Below are 18,571 nucleotides of genomic sequence, written 5' to 3'. Positions count from 1 at the left end.
CAATGCAGCCACGAAATTGCGATTTTTACCCGGCGCTGCCTTTGGTCCAGAATTGTGATGCGGAGCGTGAAATATCCGACATAGAGTGGCGGAAATGGTCGGCGCGACCTAGCTAAAAACAACGGGCAGGCAACGGCTTAAGCAGCCAAGCGCTCAAAAGGGCGGAAGAGGACATAATGGGCATCAACCAGGGTCCGATCAGTCTCGATCAGAAATACACCCAGGACACCGGACATATTTTCACAACCGGCATTCAAGCCCTGGTCCGCCTGCCGATGGCCCAGATCCGGCGCGACCGTGCCGCGGGGCTGAACACCGCGGGCTTCATCTCCGGCTATCGCGGCTCGCCGCTCGGCGGCTATGACCAGCAGCTCTTCGCGGCGCGCAAGCATCTCGAGCAATACAACATCAAGTTTCAGCCCGGCGTGAACGAGGATCTGGCCGCCACCGCGGTCTGGGGCTCGCAGCAGCTCAACCTCTCGCCCGGCGCCAAGTACGACGGCGTGGTCGGCATCTGGTACGGCAAGGGCCCCGGCGTCGATCGCTGCGGCGACGTCTTCCGCCACGGCAATGCCGCGGGCTCCGCCAAGAACGGCGGCGTCTTGTGTCTCGCCGGCGACGACCACGGCGCAAAATCCTCGACCGTCCCGCATCAGTCCGACCACGCCTTCATGTCGGCGCTGATGCCCTATCTCTACCCGTCGAGCGTCCACGAGATGATCGAGATGGGCCTTCTCGGGATCGCCATGTCGCGCTACTCGGGGTGCTGGGTCGGCATGAAGGTGATCACGGAGACGGTGGAGACCACCGCCGAGATCGACCTCACCGACGAGATGACGCCGTTCGTGATCCCGACCGATTTCGAGATGCCCGAAGGTGGTCTCAATCTGCGCTGGCCCGACGACCGCTTCGCCCAGGACCGCCGCCTGCAGGACTACAAGGGCTTTGCCGCGATCGCCTTTGCGCGCGCCAACAAGGTCAATCGTGTCACGATGGATTCGCCGAACGCCCGCTACGGCATCATGGCGTCCGGCAAGAGCTACGAGGATATCCGGCAGGCGCTGCGCGAGCTCGGCATCACGCCCGAGGTCGCCGCCAAGATCGGGCTTCGATTGTACAAGATCGGCATGCCCTGGCCTCTGGAGCCGGAAGGCGTCAGGCAATTCGCCGTGGGCCTCGAGGAAATCTTCATCATCGAAGAGCGCCGCGAGATCGTCGAAAATCAAGTGAAACAGGAGCTGTTCAACTGGCGCGACGATGTCCGTCCCCGCATCATCGGCAAGATGGACGATCACGACAAGCGCTTCCTGCCCTTTGCCGAAGAACTCAGCGTCGCCTCACTGGCGAGCTCGCTGACCGAGCGCCTGCTTCGACTTGATCTCAATCCCGAAATTGCAACGATGCTGCGCGCCAAGGCCGATTGGTTCAACGGCCGCCAGGCGTCGCAAATGCAGGCGACCGCGCCTGTCGCCCGCACCCCGTATTTCTGCTCCGGCTGCCCGCACAACACATCGACCAAGGTGCCCGAAGGCAGTCGCGCCTTTGCCGGCATCGGTTGCCACTTCATGGCACTGTGGATGGATCGCTCCACCGAGACCTTCACGCACATGGGCGGCGAGGGTGTGCCGTGGGTCGGCGTTGCCCCCTTCACCAAGGAAGAGCACGTGTTCGCCAATCTCGGCGACGGCACGTATTTCCACTCCGGCAGCCTCGCGATCCGCCAGGCGATCGCCTCCGGCGCCAACATCACCTACAAGATCCTCTATAACGACGCGACCGCGATGACCGGCGGCCAGCATGTCGACGGTGAATTGTCGCCGCAGCAGATCACCTTCCAGCTTCACAGCGAAGGCATCCGCGAGATCTATCTCGTCTCGGAAAATCCCGACGCCTATCCGGCGAACGAGATCGCGCCCGGCGTCAAGACCGCGCATCGTGACGAGCTCGATGCGGTCCAGAAAACGCTGCGCAAGGTCAAGGGCGCGTCCGCCATCGTCTTCGTGCAGACTTGCGCCGCCGAGAAGCGCCGCCGCCGCAAGCGCGGCACGATGGAGGATCCGGCGCGCCGTGTGCTCATCAATCCGGCGGTGTGTGAAGGCTGCGGCGATTGTTCGGTGCAATCCAACTGCATTTCGGTCGAGCCGCTGGAGACCGAGTTCGGTCGCAAGCGCGCCATCAACCAGTCGACCTGCAACAAGGATTATTCCTGCGTCAAAGGCTTTTGCCCGTCCTTCGTCACGGTCGACGGCGGCAAGATGCGCAAGCGCGCGCCTGCGGGCGTCGGCGATATCGGCGATCTGCCTGAGCCGGCATCGCGCCCCAACCTGGACAAGCCCTACAACATCGCGGTCGGCGGCGTCGGTGGGACCGGCGTGCTGACGATCGGCGCGCTGCTCGGCATGGCCGCCCATATCGAGGGCAAGGCCTCGATGATCCTCGATATGTCGGGCCTGGCGCAAAAGGGTGGGGCGGTGCTGAGCCACGTCCGCCTATCCGATCATCCGGCCGAGGTGACCTGCTCGCGCATCGTCACCGGCACGGCCGATGTCGTGCTCGCCGCCGATGAGGTGGTCGCGGTTGCCAAGGACACCATCTCGCTCTGCGATAGCAGCCGCACCCGCGGCATCATCAACAGCCACGTCATTCCCACCGCCGACTTCGTTCTCAACCGCGACTTCAACTTCCAGACCCGCAAGCTGAACGGATTGCTGGAGACCGCGCTACATGAGGACTCGGTGTTTTTCGACTTCACCAAGCCGGCCGAGCAGCTGCTCGGCGACAGCATCGCCACCAACATGATGATGATGGGCTACGCCTATCAGAAGGGCCTCTTGCCGCTGTCGGCGGAGTCGATCGAGCAGGCGATCGAGGTCAATGGCGTCTCGATCAAGATGAACAAGGAAGCCTTCCGCCTCGGCCGCCTCGCGGTCGCCGATCCCCAGCGCCTCGCCGGCATGCTGAAGGGGACTGACGAAGTCGTCGCACCGAAGACGCTGGACGCCATGACGCTCGACGAACTCGTCGAGCACCGCGCAAAACACCTCACCGCCTATCAGAACGGCCGCTTGGCCAAGCGCTACCGCAAGCTGGTGGACCAGGTCAGCGACGCCGCCAGACAGGGCGGCTATGACGAGGCGCTGACGCGCGCCGTTGCGGTCAATTACGCAAAACTGCTGGCCTACAAGGACGAATACGAGGTTGCGCGCCTCTACACCGACGGCGCGTTCGAAAAGCAGCTCCGAGACCAGTTCGAAGGCGACTTCAAGTTCAATTTCAACCTGGCCCCGCCTATTCTCAGCAGGGGCGTCGATGCGCTCGGCCGCCCGAAGAAGCGCGCCTTCGGCCCGTGGATGCTTCCGGTGTTTCGTATGCTGGCAAAATTCAAGTTCCTGCGCGGCACGCCGCTCGACATCTTCGGTCGCAGTGCGGACCGCAAGCTCGAACGCGATCTCATCGCCGGCTACGAGAAGGACGTCGCCACCGTGCTCGGCTTGCTGTCGCCGCTCACGATCGACACCGCGGTGGAGCTGCTGTCGTTGCCCGACCGCATTCGCGGCTACGGCCCGGTCAAGGAGAAGGCCGTCGCAGACGCCAAGGCCCGCTACGCCCAGCTCGCCGCCGATTTGGCCAACCCGCCGCCGGCACCAAGGCAGATCGCAGCGGAGTAGAATTTGTGGGGTGGGCTCGCTAATCCACCCCACAAATTCCTGTATGAAATCAACCACCATTCTACTGTGCATGGGGTTGTTTTCGCGGAAAAGGGTTTTTCGATAAAACGAAACCGCTTGTGCCGTCGGGCAAAACACCTTTAGGGTTCTGCCCGTCGTTCCCGTCATTGCGAGCGCAGCGAAGCAATCCAGAAAGCGTCCGCGGAAAGATTCTTGGATTGCTTCGCTGCGCTCGCAAGGACGATCCGGCAGCAGAGGCCCTCCCACCGCACCTCGGCGATTTGCGCCAACGCGCTGCCCTCTCGCCCGGCGGAATATTTCCGCGCTTGCCAACAGGGCAGCAGCGGTTCAGAAAAAACCGGAAGTGAGAAACGCCAGCGGAGACCTTATTTGACCATCAAGGGCAAGGCCTACATTGCCGGGATCTACGAACACCCGACCCGGCATGCGCCGGACAAATCCACCGCGCAGCTCCATGCCGAAGTCGCCAAGGGCGCGATCGAGGATGCCGGGCTCAGCAAGGACGATGTCGACGGCTATTTCTGCGCGGGCGATGCCCCGGGCGGCGCCTGGCCGATGGTCGATTATCTCGGGCTGAACACCAAAAAGCTCCGTCATGTCGATTCCACCGAGACCGGCGGCTGTTCTTACATCATCCATCTCGGCCACGCCGCTGAAGCCATCGCCGCGGGCAAGTGCTCGATCGCGCTGATCACGCTGGCCGGCAAGCCGCGCACCGGCGCGATGCCGCCGCGCGCGGCCGGCGCGGAAGCCGATTTCGAGACGGCTTACGGCGCGACTACGCACAATGCCTACGGCATGTGTGCCATGCGCCACATGCACGACTATGGCACCACCAGCGAGCAGCTCGCCTGGATCAAGGTCGCGGCCTCGCACCACGCGCAATACAATCCGCACGCGATGCTCAAGGACGTCGTCACCGTCGAGGACGTTCTGAACTCCCCGATGATCTCCGATCCCTTGCATCGCATGGATTGCTGCGTCGTCTCCGACGGCGGCGGCGCGCTGATCGTGACGACGCCCGAGATCGCAAAAAGCCTGAAGAAGCCGCTGGTCAAACTGATCGGACATGGCGAGGCGATGAAGGGGCCACGCGGCGGCAAGGATCTCGACCTCACGTACTCCGCCGGCATCTGGTCGGGCCCGCGTGCGTTCGAGGAGGCCGGCATCACGCCGAAGGACATCAAATACGCCTCGATCTACGACAGCTTCACCATCACCGTCCTGATGCAGCTCGAAGACCTCGGCTTCTGCAAGAAGGGCGAGGGCGGCAAGTTCGTCGCCGACGGCAATTTGATCTCGGGCGTCGGCAAGCTGCCGTTCAACACCGATGGCGGTGGCCTCTGCAGCAACCATCCCGTCAACCGCGGCGGCATGACCAAGATTCTCGAGGCCGTGCGGCAACTGCGCGGCGAGGCGCATCCGAAGGTGCAGGTCAAGAATTGCGATCTCGCCATCGCCCACGGCACCGGCGGCCTGCTCGGCGTCCGCCACGCCGCCTCAACGGCCATTCTGGAGCGCGTGTGATGAGCGAAGCCAAGAAATATCCGGCGCCCGTGACCAACCCCGAGACCGCCGCGTTCTGGGACGCGGCCAAGCAGGGCAAGTTCATGATCAAGCGCTGCACCGCCTGCGGCGAAGCGCATTACTTCCCGCGCTCGATCTGCCCGTTCTGCTACTCCGACAAGACGGTGTGGGAGGAGTCTTCGGGCGAGGGCACGATCTACACTTACAGCCTGATGCGAAAGTCGCCGACCGGCCCCTACGCGATCGGCTACGTCACGCTGAAGGAGGGGCCGTCGCTCCAGACCAATTTCGTCGACTGCGATCTGACGACGTTGAAGATCGGCCAGAAGGTGAAGGTGGTGTTCAAGCCGACCGACGGCGCGCCGCTGCCGTTCTTCACGCCGGCGTAGTAGGCGCGGTGAGTTCTTCCCTTCCCCCCTTGTGGGGGAAGGTGGCGCGAAGCGCCGGATGAGGGGTATCTCTCCACAGAGAGATTGTTCGATGAGGAGCGAACCCCTCACCCAAACGAGTTTGTTGCGGGCACCTTGTAGCCCTCTCCCATAAGGGGAGAGGGCGCAACAATAGGCGCCGCTCAGCTGAAGCTGCCGGGAGGAAACAACAAAAATGTCCGCCAGATACGACGAACTCAAAGGCCTCAAGAACCTCGGCCAGAAATATGCCTACACCGATCGCGAAGTGATGCTCTATGCCTATGGCATCGGGCTCGGCGCCGATCCGATGGACGAGAACGAGCTCGCTTTCGTCAACGAGGGCACGCTGACGCCGCGGCCGCTCAAGGTGGTGCCGACTTTTGCATCCGTCGCGGCGTGGGGCGCGGGTCCCGGCGAGATGAACCTCAACCGTGTGATGGTGGTCGACGGCGAGCGCGACATCACCTTCCACCAGCCGCTGCCGGTGGCCGCGCAGATCACCGCCGATTCCTCCGTGGTCGAAGTCTACGACAAGGGCAAGGACAAGGGCGTCGTCATCAGCCACCAGACCGTGCTCAAGAACGAGAAGGGCGAGAAGCTGGCTACTTTGGTCGCCTCGCGCTTCGCCCGCGGCGACGGCGGCTTTGGCGGGCCGAACCTGACCCAGCCGGATCCGCACAAGATCCCGTCGCGCGCACCCGACACGACCATCGACATCGTGACGCGCCCGGACCAGGCGCTTGTCTATCGTCTCTGCGGCGACCGTAACCCGCTGCACTCCGATCCCGAATTCGCGAAGAAGGCCGGCTTCCCGCGCCCGATCCTGCACGGCATGTGCACCTACGGCATCACCTGCCGCGGCGTACTCCAGACCTATGCCGACTACGACGCCTCCGCCTTCCGCCAGCACGTCGCGCGCTTCTCCTCGCCGGTCTATCCCGGCGAGACCGTGACCATGGATCTCTGGAAGGACGGCAGCACGATCTCGTTCGAAGCCAAGGTGAAGTCTCGCGGCGTCACCGTGATCAAGAACGGCAAGACGGTGCTGGGTTGATGATGCCGCTCGACGCGCTCTGAGTTATCTCGTCATGCCCGGGCTTGTCCCGGGCATCCACGTTCTTCCGCGCGGTTGGCGACCAAGTTCGTGGATGGCCGGGACAAGCCCGGCCATGACGGAGCAAAACAACAAAGGGAGACGCCACCATGGGACTACTCGACGGCAAGGTTGCGCTGATCACCGGCGCGGGCGGGGGGCTCGGTGAGGCCTACGCAAAGCTGTTCGCGCGGGAAGGGGCCTCCGTCGTCGTCAACGACCTCGGCGGTCCCCGTGACGGCTCCGGCGCCGACACATCGATGGCGCAGCTCGTGGTGGATGCGATCAAGTCCGAAGGCGGCAAAGCGGTCGCCAACGGCGCCGACATCTCCACCATGGAAGGCGGCCAGTCGGTGTTCGACGACGCCATCAAGCATTTCGGCCGCGCCGACATCCTCGTCAACAATGCCGGCATTCTGCGGGACCAGACCTTCGCCAAGGCCTCTGAGTCTGACTGGGACAAGGTCATCAAGGTGCATCTGAAGGGCACCTTTTGTTGCACCATGCCGGTGTTTCGCTGGATGCGGGAAAACGGCGGCGGGGTCATCGTCAACACCTCCTCGACCTCGGGCTTGATCGGCAATTTCGGCCAGAGCAATTACGGCGCGGCCAAGGGCGGCATCTGGGGCCTGTCCAACGTGCTGGCGATCGAGGGCCGCAAATACAACATCCGGATCTGGACGCTCGCGCCGGGCGCGCTGACCCGCATGACCGCAGACCTGCCCCGCTATAAGGAGAACCCCGGTGCCGCGCTGGGGCCGGACGGCATCGCGCCGGCCGTGCTATACATGGTCAGCGACTTGTCCGGCGACCAGACCGGCAAGGTGCTGGGCGTGTCCGGGCCCCGCGGCGTGCGCGAAATGCGGATGATGGAAATGGACGGCTGGAAGCCGCCGCACACGGGCTGGAAGGCCCAGGACATCGCCGATCATGCCAAGGAGATCTTCTTCTCCGAAGAGCAGATCAAGATGGGGGCGCGGCGGTTTTAGGCCATGGTCGTCCCGGGGCGCGCAGCGCGCGAACCCGGGACCTCGAGATTCCGGGTTCGATGCTAACGCATCGTCCCGGAATGACGAACAAGAGGATAGAGGACTAGATGAAACTCACCCCCGACGCCAAGGGCACCTTCGCAATCGCGCCGACGCCGTTCCACGATGACGGCCGGATTGACGAGCGCTCGATCGACCGCCTGACCGATTTCTACGAGGAGGTCGGCTGCGACGGCGTCACGGTGCTGGGCATTCTTGGCGAGGCGCCGAAGCTCGATGCCGCCGAGGCCGAACAGGTGGCGGTACGCTTCGTCAAGCGCGCCAAGAAGATGCAGGTGATCGTCGGCGTCTCGGCGCCGGGTTTTGCCACCATGCGCTCGCTGGCGAAGGCCTCGATGGAGGCCGGTGCGGCCGGTGTGATGATCGCGCCGCCGCCGTCGTTGCGGACCGACGACCAGATCATCGGCTATTACAAGCAGGCGGCCGAGGCGATCGGCCCCGACCTGCCCTGGGTGCTCCAGGACTATCCACTGACCTTGTCGGTGGTGTTCACCCCCGCTGTGATCCGCAAGATCGTCACCGACAATCCGAACTGCGTGATGCTCAAGCACGAGGACTGGCCGGGGCTGGAAAAGATCTCGACGCTGCGCAGTTTCCAGAAGGACGGCTCGCTGCGGCCGCTCTCGATCCTCTGCGGGAATGGCGGGCTCTTTCTGGACTTCGAGATGGAGCGCGGCGCCGACGGCGCCATGACCGGCTATGCCTTCCCCGAGCTTCTGATCGACGTCGTGCGACTTTCGAAGGAAGGCAAGCGCGACGCCGCCCATGATCTGTTCGACGCGCATCTGCCGCTGATCCGCTACGAGCAGCAGCCTGGTGCTGGCCTCGCCGTGCGCAAATACGTGCTGCAGAAGCGCGGCATCATCGCCTCCAGCGCCCAGCGCAAGCCCGGCGCCACTATCACGCCGGCGGCGAAGGCAGAGGTCGAGTACCTGCTGTCGCGGGTCGCCCGCGTCGACAAGCGCGCCAATCTCGGCCCGCAATCCAGCGCGGCAGGTTAGTCGAATGGCCGAGACGACAGCATCACGCCCTGCGTCGACGATCCTCCTGCTGCGCGACGGCGCAGCAGCGAAGGAAATTGAAGTCTTCATGATGGTCCGCCATCATCAGATCGAGTTCAATTCGGGCGCGCTGGTGTTTCCCGGCGGCAGCGTCGATGCCGGCGATCAGGAGATCGTCAAGCGCTCCGACCTGTATTCGGGCGGCGAGGGCCTGAGTGAAGCGGACCGCGGTTTTCGGATCGCCGCGATCCGCGAGACCTTTGAGGAAAGCGGCATCCTGCTGGCGCGCTCGAAGGACTCGGGCACGCCGGTCGATGCCAGGCGCGCCGGCGAGATCGCCGATGCGCATCGCCTCGCGCTCAACGAGCACAAGATCAGCTTCCTAAGCATTCTGGCCGATAACGGCCTCCAGCTCGCGCTCGATACGCTGGTGCCTTACGCGCACTGGATCACGCCCGAGGGAATGCCAAAACGTTTCGACACCTGGTTCTTCCTTGCGGCGGCACCGCCCGACCAGCTCGGCGCACATGATGGCCGGGAGTCGACCGACTCGATCTGGATCTCGCCGCGCGAGGCGGTGGAGGGCGGCGAGAGCGGCCGCTTCAAGCTGCCGTTCCCGACCACGCGCAATTTGATCCGGCTCGCCAAGCAGTCGAGCGTGAGCGCCGCGCTCGAGCACGCCCGCGGCATGTCTGTCGTGACGGTGATGCCTGTCATGACCAAGACCGATACCGGCCGCCAGCTCCGCATTCCCCGCGAGGCCGGCTATGACGGCGAAGTGTTCGAGGTCGGGGCGCTCGGCTAGGACAGTTCGATACAAAGCGAAGTATCTGCGAGGGCAGACGCGCTAGGTTCCGTCCCGGACAACGGGGCGGAGCACGCGACATGGACGACCGGCAGGACAACAACATCGCCGTCGAGCTGGCGCTGCTGCTCGCGCTCGCGACGCTCTGGGGTGGTTCCTACACCTTCATCAAGCTCGGCGTCGCCACGATCCCACCGATCACGCTGATCGCGGCGCGCACCACGATTGCCGGCCTGCTGCTGCTCGCGATTATGTGGGCGCGGGGCATCAGGATGCCGACGGATGCCGCGACCTGGCAACGCTTCGCCTTCCAGGCCGTGCTCAACAGCGTGATCCCCTGGACATTGATCGCCTGGGGCGAGCGCCACGTCGATGCCGCGCTCGCGACCATCCTCAACTCGGCCGGCCCGATCTTCACCTTCCTGCTCACGGCCGTTGTGACGCGTCACGAGGCGACGACACCGCGAAAGCTGGTCGGCGTGGTCGCCGGCATGGCCGGCATCCTGCTGATCGTCGGCGTCGATGCCGTCCATGATGTCGGAAGCGGCCTCGTCGCGGAGGCCGCCATCGTTGCCGCCACTATCTGCTACGCCTGCGCCGCGATCTTCGGTCGCAGCTTCAAGGGCCTCGATCCCATGGCGCCTGCGGCCGGCTCGCTGCTGGCGGGGGCTGCGGCGCTGATCCCGGCCTCGCTCATCGTCGAGCAGCCCTGGACGCTGTCGCCCTCGCTGAGTTCCGTGCTGGCGCTGCTCGCGCTGGCGACCTTCTCGACCGCCGCGGCCTTCGTGATCTATTTCCGCCTGATCCAGAGCCTGGGCTCGGTCGGCACCACCGCGCAGGCCTATCTCCGCGTGCCGATCGGAGTTGCCATCAGCGTCGCCTTTCTCGGCGAGAGCCTGAGCCGGACCGCCTGGATCGGCCTTGCCTGCGTCGTCCTCGGCGTCGCCGCCATGACTATCCCGGCGCGGCGGCCGGCCGGCGTCAAAACGTCATAATGCGGGGCCAAGGAGGACGGCAGGGCTGCAATATTAAGGATATTCGGCGGCCAGAGGCATGTTCCCCCCGGACCGCAATACGTCGTATATTGGAGCTCCAATAGCCCGGTCCTCACATCACCAATGTCCGCCGAATTGACGCCGACCCCTGAGAAAAAGCGAACATTCTCGCTCTCCATCGGCCAGCTCACGTTCGGCAGCTTCCTTCTGGTGCTGGCGGTGATCATCGTCACCTCGACCGCGAGCGTGATCGCGATCCGGCACATCGACAGGACCTTTGCCGAGCTGCAGCGGCTGCAGAGCGTCGGCGATCTCGCCGAGGACATCGACCGCCGCATGAACGAGCTGCGGCTCGCCGCGCGCGACTTCGTCACCGATCCCGGCGCCGGCATCCAGTTCAAGCAGGTGGGCGAGGCGGCCTCGACGCTCAGTGACATCCTGAAGAAGACCCGCATCGAGCTCGTGCCCGAGCAGCAGGATATGATCGACGGGGTCAGCGAGCGGCTTGCGACCTATCGCAGCGGCCTGGAGCGCATCTCGACCTTGATCGACCGCCGCGCACAGCTGCTCGCCGGCCTGCCGCCGCTCCGCGACCAGTTCGACGCGGCTGTCTCCGGCACCGGGGACCGAGAACTGGCGTCCCGCCTGTCGGAAGCGCAGAGCCGGATCGCGCTCGGTTTGCTTGCGCGCAACCCGTCCGCGGCCGAGCAGGCGGCGCAGAGCATGCGGGCGATGGGGATCGCTGATCCGAAGCTCAGATCGGCCGTCAACGATTACGCCGAGGCGATCATCGCGGTCGCGGTCCGTGAACGGCAGATCGCCGACATCGACCGCGAGGTGCTGGGAACCGAGGGCCGGCTGATCGGCCGCGTCACCGAATTGCTGCGCGAGGTCAGCGCCCGGCGCGGTCACGTGCTGTCGCGCGACTTTGCCCGCACGCTGACGGAGGCGCGCTGGCAGAGCATCGTGCTCGGTACCATCGGCGTGCTGATCGGCATTCTCGCGGCCGGTTTCGTGGTGCGGCGGACGGTCCGTCCGCTCGCCCAGATCGCGCGGTCGATCCGCGCGCTCGCAGCCGGCGAGAAGAACACCTCGATCCCGTCCGCCGACCTCGACAATGAGATCGGCGACATTGCGCGGGCGGCCGAAGTGTTCCGCCGCGCGCTGGAAGAGGCCGACACGGCGCGCGAGGCGGCGGTGCGCGCACTGACCGAGCAGCGCCTCGCCGAAGAGAGCTACCGGAAACTGTTCGAGGGCTCGGTCGATGGCATCTATGTCACGACGCCGGCCGGCGACCTCCTCAACGCCAATCCGGCGCTGGCACGGATGATGGGTTACGATAGCCCGCAGCAGCTGATCGACAGCATCAACGACATCGCCCACACCATCTACGTCAATCCCGAGGCACGCGTCGAATATCAGCGGCTGATGGCCCGCGACGGCATGGTGCGCGAGTTCGAATACCAGGTGCGCCAGCGCGGCGGCGACATCCTGTGGCTGTCCGACAGTGCCACCGGCGTCCGCGACGAGGCCGGCAACATCGTCCGCTACGAGGGCACGCTGCGCGACATCACCGACCAGAAGCGCGCCGAAGACGCCATCGCCGAAGGACGGCGCCTGCTTCAGCAGGTCATCGATACCGTGCCCGCGGTGATCAACGTCAAGGACCGCGACCTGCGCTACGTGCTGATGAACCGCTACATGGCCGGCATCTTCGGAATCGAGCCCGGCGATGCGCTCGGCCGCACAACGGCCGACCTGATGTCGCGCTACGGCGCGGCCAAGTCCGACGAGAGCGACAAGCGCGTACTGACGCTGCGAAAAGGTCTCGGCTTCTACGAAGAAGAGTACATTGATTCTTCCGGCCACATGCGGCAATGGCTCGTCAACAAGCTGCCGCTGCTCGATGCAGAAGGCGAGATCGAGCGGATCGTCACCGTGGCGCTCGACATCGGCGAGCGCAAGCGCGGCGAGCAGGAGATGCGGAAAGCCAAGGAATCCGCCGAGACCGCGCTGCGCAATCTGCGCGAGACCCAGGCCTCGTTGATCGAGGCGGAGAAGCTGGCGGCGCTCGGGCGCCTCGTCGCCGGCGTCGCGCACGAAGTCAACAATCCGGTCGGCATCAGCCTCACGGTCGCCTCCGCGCTGGAGCGCAAGACCGCGATGTTCACCGCCGAGGTCGAGCGGGGCGAGTTGCGCCGCTCCACGCTCAACGACTTTCTCCATACCAGCCGCGACGCGTCCTCGCAGCTCGTCTCCAATCTCAATCGCGCCGCCGAGCTGATCCAATCGTTCAAGCAAGTCGCCGCCGACCGCAACTATTCGGACCAGCGCAGCTTCGATCTCGGTGACCTCACCGAGCAGGTGGTGATGAGTCTGCGGCCCGGCCTTCGCAAGCACAATCTGACGCTCAATGTCGAGTGCCAGCCTGATCTGACCATGAACAGCTATCCCGGACCGTACGGCCAGGTGCTGACCAATCTGTTTCTCAACGCGGTGGCGCACGCCTTCCCGGACGGCCGGCCGGGCACCATCGACATCCAGGTGCGCGAGTCCGGCAAGGACAATGTCGAGATCATCTTCTCCGACAATGGCTGCGGCATGTCGCTCGACGTCCGCCGTCGTGCCTTCGATCCGTTCTTCACGACGCGCCGCGACCAGGGCGGCACCGGCCTCGGGCTGCACATCGTCTACAGCATCGTCACGAACAGGCTTGGCGGACGGCTCGATCTGGATTCCGAACCGGGCGGCGGCACACGTATCCAGATCATCCTGCCGCGAGTCGCGCCACTCGAGCAGGCCGCGGAATAGCTCGAGCGTTTTCGAGCGAAGTAGATTGCCCGGTTCGCGTGAAGAAAACGTGGAAACAACAACAATTGAGATCTGAGATTCTGATTCAATCAGAACCGAAGCTTCAGTCGGCCTCTGCAAGCTTGTGCAGCGTTGCGCCGAAAATCTGGCTGGCCTTGCCGACCAGCGCGGTCCCCGTCATGTCCCCGCGCGTCTCCGTGAAGGTGCCGCTGACGCCGATGCCGACCGCGGCAGGGCCGCCGAACAGCGGATTGTCGTCACCCCGCGGCGAGGTGTGACGCTGGACCAGCACCTCGCCCTTGAAGGTATTGTCCTTCACCGTGTAGCTGCCGGTGTAATACAGGTAGGCATCGCCGCCAAGAATCTTGCCGTCGCGAAAAAGAATCACGCCGCTGCCCTTGCCGACCCGACCATCGAGCAGGTTCACGTGAATCGAATAGAGGCCGTTCTTCATAACGTCCCGAGGCCGGCCGCCATCGCCCAATGGCGTAACCGGTAGGGCATTTATGCCAAAGGGCATGCGCCCACGCAACGCGGGAGTTTGGCCGCCGGCCTTGCGCACCTGCACGTGAGCCGTAGTGTCCCGGCTTGTCTATGACACCGCCATGACGGTCTGATCATGAAGCGAGGCCAGTCGTTGCGAATCAAGTTGGCCCGCGAAATGCATAACCATTGTTGCACTGGCCGCGGGGTGCTGGAGCAAGACAAACGTGAGCAACTGGATCGATTCCGGCGGCGAGAAGCCGCGTCTGTACAGTGTGCGTCCCACGATTTGCGAAACACGACAACGGCGGATTGGCGGCGCGGCACGCTGGCGAAGCGTGACGAGCCTCGCTTGTGCCCTGGCTCTGATCGCACTCGCAGCCCCGATCGGGCACGCGCGCGACCGCGGCCAGTTCGTCAACACCAATGCCGAATTGAAGGCCTGGTTCGACGGCCTGCGAAGCGGCAAGGGGCCTTGCTGCTCCGATGCAGACGGCTCGGCGCTCTCGGACACCGACTGGGACAGCAAGGACGGGCACTATCGGGTCCGTGTCCCACGGTATGGCTACGTGATCGACGGCCGACCGCAGGAGCTCGTCTGGGTCGAGGTGCCCGAGGAGGCCGTGATCTCGGAGCCGAACCGGGCGGGGCGCACCATGGTCTGGCCGATCTACGGCTATATGGGCGTCGCCATCCGCTGCTTCATGCCCGGCAGCATGACTTAGGCGCACCGGGCGGCACGTCGCCCGGTGGGCCGATGCGGCGCGCGCCGTGTCAGGTATATTTCTTGTCGCGCTCGAGCAGCTCGATGGAGATGCCTTCGGGGCCGCGGATGAAGCAGATGCGCACGCCGGGGCGGATCGTGGTCGGTTCGCGCGTGAAGGTGACGCCCTTGGCCTTGATCTCGGCGGCGACGGCGTCGATGTCCTTCACCGTGAGACCGAAATGGTCGAGGCCCTGATGCGGGTGCGACGGCGGCGGGTTGACCGCGTTGTCGCCTTCGAGAGGCGCAATGAAAATCCTTGCGCCTCCAAGATTCACGTCGATCCGTCCGGGCGCTTGCACGATCTCGCCACCGAGGATGTCCCGCAACCATGCCGCCGTGGCCTCCGGATCAGGGCTGCGCAGATGGACGTGATCCCAAGTGACGACTGGCATTTCATGTTCTCCCGACGGGTCTTGATGTTGCAGCGCATGTTAGCGGCCTCGGCCGGTGACCGCCACCGCTCTTGCCGACTCGACAGCTGCGCGGGAACCTTAGTTCGTCTTCCGGATTAAGGTAAACAGTGGCCGAATCCGTTGTCGAACGTGCTTCCGCCGCGATCGGTGAGGCAACCATGAACGCTCGGTTTGACCGCATCGGGTTAGGGCGTTTCGCCGTGACCGGCGAACGACTGGCGCGGGCGGTGACGATCGCGAGCGTTTCATTTGGGCGAGGCCTGCTGTGGCTGTTGGCGGCCATCATCGTCGGTTGCGGCGTCTGGATGCTGCTCCCTCTCTCCAGAGGCAACAGTGCCGAACCGGTGAGGTCTGACGTGGCAGCGGTCGAGACGGCGCCTTCGGGCAACGAGGCCGTCGTGTCGTCGCCATCCGAAGCTCAGATTCCGACAATGGCGGAACTCGGTCGGATCAGGATTTCATCGCAGACCTGGCGCCGCGGCGGCCTTGGCTCGAAGGCGCTGGTGACGTTCACGCTGCGCAACGACAACGACTATGCCGTAAAGGATGTCGAGATCGCCTGTGCTTTTGCGCGGCGCGATGGCAGTCATCTCACTGACCGCAGCCGCGTTCTGGCGGATACGGTTAACATGAAGAGCCGCAAGACTTTTGCGCGCATTCCTGTCGGCTTCGTCAATGTGAATGCCGATCAGGCGAAGTGTTCGCTTGTGGCAGCACGTCGGACCTAAGGCCGGCATTTTTCGGTAGCGGAAAAGTTACTGTCCTGGGGCCTTGGCCAAAAAACTTGCCGTCGCCATTTGAACCGAATGGCTGGGGCAGGAACCAATTAAATGATCGCCTGTTGAGGCGGAGAGCCCACGCGGGGATGCGGCGGGCGGAGCGCGGCCAATGCCTATCCTTCGGTATTTCATTTTTGTCGGTGGAGCCTTGCTCGCACTGCTGCTCGCGGCGAACCACGTTCTGCCGACTTCGCCTGTGACGCAGGCGGTTGCAACCGCAAGCAACGAACAGCCGTTGATCCGGATCCGGTCCGATCGCCACCTGCCGGAGCGCGTCGTGCTCGACACCACTCAGCCGCCGCTTGCCGCCCCTGCGGTGAAGATCGCCGCCGCCGCGGCTCCCCAGCCGCCCGTGGAGGGTATGTCGCCGGCCTTGGCCGAGATTACAGCCAAGGCGCGGGTCCGCGAGACTTTCGCTCAATTCACGCCGGCCGCGAAGGCTGATGCCGCTGCGGTCAAGAAGGCCGAAGCCAAGACGCAAGTTCAGGCGCAGGCCCAGGCCCAGACTCCTCAGGCCCAGCCACTTCAGACCCCAGCGCAGCAGCCCAAGCGCAAGGTCGCCAGAGCGCATCCGGTGCCGCAGCAAGGGCGGCCGATGATGGTGATGGCGCAGCAGCCGCATTTCGGCTTCTTCGATAGCACCTGGTAAGAGCGGGTCTGCCCCGTCTCGAATCGGGGCGGGAAGGGCTTTTTATTGGCGGGCCTCTCTGCTAATTCGAACCCATCCGAACGTCATCCGGCCTGCTGCCCGCCAGCAGCGAACTGGGGCGTCTCGGCTGCGGCCCAATGTCGGGCCCAGGGCGCTCGTAGCTCAGCTGGATAGAGCATCGGATTTCGATTCCGAGGGTCGGGAGTTCGAATCTCTCCGAGCGCGCCAACAAAATCAACGGCTTAGCGCGAAACAGATTGAGAACGGAAAGACCGGTTTGCAGATCGGTTTGCAATTCCTGTCGCCTTTTCGTTCACTCCGGCGGCGGAAAAATCTTTGACCAGAAGCGCACTGCTGTCTCGTATCGCTGGGGCGCAAACACCATCGGCACGACGGAGACCACATCCGTCATCGTGCTGGACGCTCCGACCGGGCCGCCGCCGGAGCCGCGCCGATCCGCTCGCGCTCGCCGCTCTTTGCGTCGCCAGGAGATGCCGGGGTCAGGCTCAAAAATGAAGGTGAACCCCTTACTTTCGTAGAACTCGCGTAGGCGCACCAGAAGGTCTAGAGTCACGGTTTCCGGAACGCCGATCTCAGATTCGATTCGTCGAATCGAGCTGTCGCTGATGCCGCTCGTCTTAGCGACCTGTCGCACGGACCAAGCGAGTGCTCCCCTGGCCATCCGAGCATGGATGCCTGTCAATTTTTGCATGCGTAAATTTTGCCCCGATTTATGTAATCTCTTTAGCATGTGCAAACGCCTCCTTCTCAAATGTGAACACCGTATTTGTACCGACTGAGTAAAATGAGTTCTTTCTTGACCAAAATTCGTTCAGGGTATTAACTTACTATTAGGAACTGAAAAGTTCCTGATTTGCAACCCAAAATGAAAGTTATTGGAATGACCAGCGGGCGGGCGGTTAAAACTGAGAGGGACGAAGGGTTTACGGTGCGTACGGTAATGGTGATGGCGACCGAAATGGTGGAAGCTCGAGCCAGGATGAACAGGGTGTGCGTTCAGTTCGAGGCGCTGGCGACGGCGCATGGTGTCAAAGTCGATTGGACCGATACGATCGCGTAACGAAATCAGGCCGCGCGAATGCGGCCTTTTTCTTTATTGACTCTTCGTATTTTCGGAAGCATAGTTCGGGAGAACAGAAGGAGAACGAACATGCGCAAAGTCGATTTCGAAACGCGGTCGCTGATGGTGCTGCAAGAGGAAGCAGCGAGGGTCGCGGCCGCTGCCGAGCGTGTGCGGTTGGTCGTGCAGGCGATGGCGCAGCGGCGCGGGCTGGCCGTGCCGGAGCTGGTCAGGGATCAGGCGTTCGACTTTGGGGCTTAGCGATCCGCCCACGACAGGTCGCGCAACATGACGTCGACCTGTTCGCGCAAATTCCGTTCGTCGAGGGTGTTGTGCAGGATCCGGGCCGCGTCGATTTGATGTTGCTCGGACTCATGCACTGATGCGGTACCGGCGCCGGGACGGTCGACGCGGACAATCAGCCCGCCCGCCGCGCGCACCGCCGCCGCCTCGTTGGGAAAGCGGCAGTCGTCCACGGCAACGGGCACACCGGGCGGGAGCCGATCCACGGCCGCTTGCCAGGCCCGAATCCACAGGTCGTCGCCGATCAGTTGGCGGCCCCATTCCGTTCCGAGCGTCTGCATGGCCCAACGCGGCGTCTTACCGCCGAGCAGATCGCAGGGCGTTTCCTTACGATCGCCGTCGATCTCGGCGGTGGTGCAGCCAAGCGCCGCCATCATGGCCTTGAGCGGGCCAGCGAAGCGCACGCGCTCGAAGCCACGCGATTTGGTGAGGTGCGCGGCGGCGGTGCTCTTGCCAGCTCCGGCGAGGCCGGTGAACGCCACGATGGTGCGCGGGGCGGAATAGCGCATGTCCGGCGCCAGGGGCGGGCTCGATACCACGGGGAGGTTGTCAATGCACTCGCCCGTGGCTTGGCATTTGCCATTGGGACACGCGGTAACGTTGCAGCCGATGCGCTGATCAAGGAATTGCGCCGCCCACTCGCGATCGCTGCGGGGCCAGTCGTTTGCCATGGTCACGTCCTCAATTTGAAGTGCAGCCGCCGCCGAGGCCGGCGCA

17 protein-coding genes and 1 tRNA gene are annotated in these 18,571 nt (G+C 64.0%); 14 read left to right on the top strand and 4 right to left on the bottom strand.

Annotated features, from left to right (window positions below; all coding sequences use genetic code 11):
- Nucleotides 1-176 precede the first annotated feature (176 nt).
- The 9 genes from AC0L27_RS17555 (at nucleotide 177) to AC0L27_RS17515 (ending at nucleotide 13,380) form a co-directional block, all read left to right on the top strand.
- Nucleotides 177-3,668, top strand: coding sequence for an indolepyruvate ferredoxin oxidoreductase family protein (locus AC0L27_RS17555; protein WP_354209297.1), 3,492 nt, complete (start codon nucleotides 177-179; stop codon nucleotides 3,666-3,668).
- Between the two features lie 390 nt (nucleotides 3,669-4,058).
- The gene (locus tag AC0L27_RS17550; protein WP_085360843.1) at nucleotides 4,059-5,216 is read left to right on the top strand and encodes a thiolase domain-containing protein; all 1,158 of its coding nucleotides are present in this window, start codon (nucleotides 4,059-4,061) and stop codon (nucleotides 5,214-5,216) included.
- Nucleotides 5,216-5,605: a Zn-ribbon domain-containing OB-fold protein gene (locus tag AC0L27_RS17545; protein ID WP_354209298.1), complete on the top strand. Its 390-nt coding sequence runs from the start codon at nucleotides 5,216-5,218 to the stop codon at nucleotides 5,603-5,605. Before AC0L27_RS17550 ends, AC0L27_RS17545 begins: the two co-directional genes overlap by 1 nt.
- 214 nt (nucleotides 5,606-5,819) lie before the next feature.
- Nucleotides 5,820-6,680 (top strand): MaoC family dehydratase, encoded by an 861-nt coding sequence (locus tag AC0L27_RS17540; RefSeq protein ID WP_354209299.1) that lies wholly within the window; start codon nucleotides 5,820-5,822, stop codon nucleotides 6,678-6,680.
- A gap of 149 nt (nucleotides 6,681-6,829) precedes the next feature.
- Nucleotides 6,830-7,708 carry an SDR family oxidoreductase gene (locus AC0L27_RS17535; protein WP_275168068.1) on the top strand — a complete coding sequence of 293 codons (879 nt, stop codon included), beginning with the start codon at nucleotides 6,830-6,832 and terminating at the stop codon, nucleotides 7,706-7,708.
- Between the two features lie 107 nt (nucleotides 7,709-7,815).
- Complete coding sequence (locus AC0L27_RS17530; protein WP_354209301.1) at nucleotides 7,816-8,769, top strand: dihydrodipicolinate synthase family protein; 954 nt, start codon at nucleotides 7,816-7,818, stop codon at nucleotides 8,767-8,769.
- 4 nt (nucleotides 8,770-8,773) lie between these two features.
- Nucleotides 8,774-9,574: an NUDIX hydrolase gene (locus tag AC0L27_RS17525; RefSeq protein ID WP_354209302.1), complete on the top strand. Its 801-nt coding sequence runs from the start codon at nucleotides 8,774-8,776 to the stop codon at nucleotides 9,572-9,574.
- Nucleotides 9,575-9,654: 80 nt separating this feature from the next.
- Nucleotides 9,655-10,569 carry a DMT family transporter gene (locus tag AC0L27_RS17520; protein ID WP_354209303.1) on the top strand — a complete coding sequence of 305 codons (915 nt, stop codon included), beginning with the start codon at nucleotides 9,655-9,657 and terminating at the stop codon, nucleotides 10,567-10,569.
- A gap of 123 nt (nucleotides 10,570-10,692) precedes the next feature.
- Nucleotides 10,693-13,380, top strand: a complete 2,688-nt coding sequence (locus AC0L27_RS17515; RefSeq protein WP_354209304.1) for a PAS domain S-box protein — start codon at nucleotides 10,693-10,695, stop codon at nucleotides 13,378-13,380.
- A gap of 103 nt (nucleotides 13,381-13,483) precedes the next feature.
- On the opposite strand, the gene AC0L27_RS17510 is transcribed toward AC0L27_RS17515, so the two are convergent.
- Complete coding sequence (locus AC0L27_RS17510; RefSeq protein ID WP_007603093.1) at nucleotides 13,484-13,834, bottom strand: GrlR family regulatory protein; 351 nt, start codon at nucleotides 13,832-13,834, stop codon at nucleotides 13,484-13,486.
- A 256-nt stretch (nucleotides 13,835-14,090) separates the two neighbouring features.
- On the opposite strand from AC0L27_RS17510, the gene AC0L27_RS17505 reads away from it, so the two are divergent.
- Entirely contained in the window at nucleotides 14,091-14,588 is a 498-nt protein-coding gene (locus tag AC0L27_RS17505) for a hypothetical protein (protein ID WP_354209305.1), read from the top strand.
- 49 nt (nucleotides 14,589-14,637) lie between these two features.
- Here the strand turns inward: AC0L27_RS17505 and AC0L27_RS17500 are convergent, their stop codons facing one another.
- The gene (locus AC0L27_RS17500) at nucleotides 14,638-15,021 is read right to left on the bottom strand and encodes a VOC family protein (RefSeq protein WP_275168059.1); all 384 of its coding nucleotides are present in this window, start codon (nucleotides 15,019-15,021) and stop codon (nucleotides 14,638-14,640) included.
- A gap of 179 nt (nucleotides 15,022-15,200) precedes the next feature.
- Between AC0L27_RS17500 and AC0L27_RS17495 the strand changes: the two genes are divergently transcribed.
- From AC0L27_RS17495 to AC0L27_RS17485, 3 genes are all read left to right on the top strand, one after another.
- The gene (locus AC0L27_RS17495; protein WP_354209306.1) at nucleotides 15,201-15,770 is read left to right on the top strand and encodes a hypothetical protein; all 570 of its coding nucleotides are present in this window, start codon (nucleotides 15,201-15,203) and stop codon (nucleotides 15,768-15,770) included.
- A gap of 160 nt (nucleotides 15,771-15,930) precedes the next feature.
- Nucleotides 15,931-16,470, top strand: a complete 540-nt coding sequence (locus tag AC0L27_RS17490; RefSeq protein WP_275168058.1) for a hypothetical protein — start codon at nucleotides 15,931-15,933, stop codon at nucleotides 16,468-16,470.
- A gap of 151 nt (nucleotides 16,471-16,621) precedes the next feature.
- Nucleotides 16,622-16,698: transfer RNA gene (locus tag AC0L27_RS17485), tRNA-Arg, on the top strand.
- 85 nt (nucleotides 16,699-16,783) lie between these two features.
- Here AC0L27_RS17485 and AC0L27_RS17480 read toward each other — a convergent pair.
- The gene (locus AC0L27_RS17480) at nucleotides 16,784-17,221 is read right to left on the bottom strand and encodes a helix-turn-helix domain-containing protein (protein ID WP_473319851.1); all 438 of its coding nucleotides are present in this window, start codon (nucleotides 17,219-17,221) and stop codon (nucleotides 16,784-16,786) included.
- A 420-nt stretch (nucleotides 17,222-17,641) separates the two neighbouring features.
- On the opposite strand from AC0L27_RS17480, the gene AC0L27_RS17475 reads away from it, so the two are divergent.
- Nucleotides 17,642-17,812 (top strand): hypothetical protein, encoded by a 171-nt coding sequence (locus AC0L27_RS17475; protein ID WP_473319849.1) that lies wholly within the window; start codon nucleotides 17,642-17,644, stop codon nucleotides 17,810-17,812.
- On the opposite strand, the gene AC0L27_RS17470 is transcribed toward AC0L27_RS17475, so the two are convergent.
- Entirely contained in the window at nucleotides 17,809-18,525 is a 717-nt protein-coding gene (locus tag AC0L27_RS17470) for a nucleoside/nucleotide kinase family protein (RefSeq protein ID WP_473319848.1), read from the bottom strand. The two genes, AC0L27_RS17475 and AC0L27_RS17470, sit on opposite strands and share 4 nt — an antisense overlap.
- Nucleotides 18,526-18,571: the final 46 nt, after the last annotated feature.

The sequence above is a fragment of the Bradyrhizobium sp. Ken51 genome (assembly GCF_055807435.1).
Note: the sequence above shows the minus strand (reverse complement) of the source record. Positions and strands in the feature narration are given on the sequence as shown.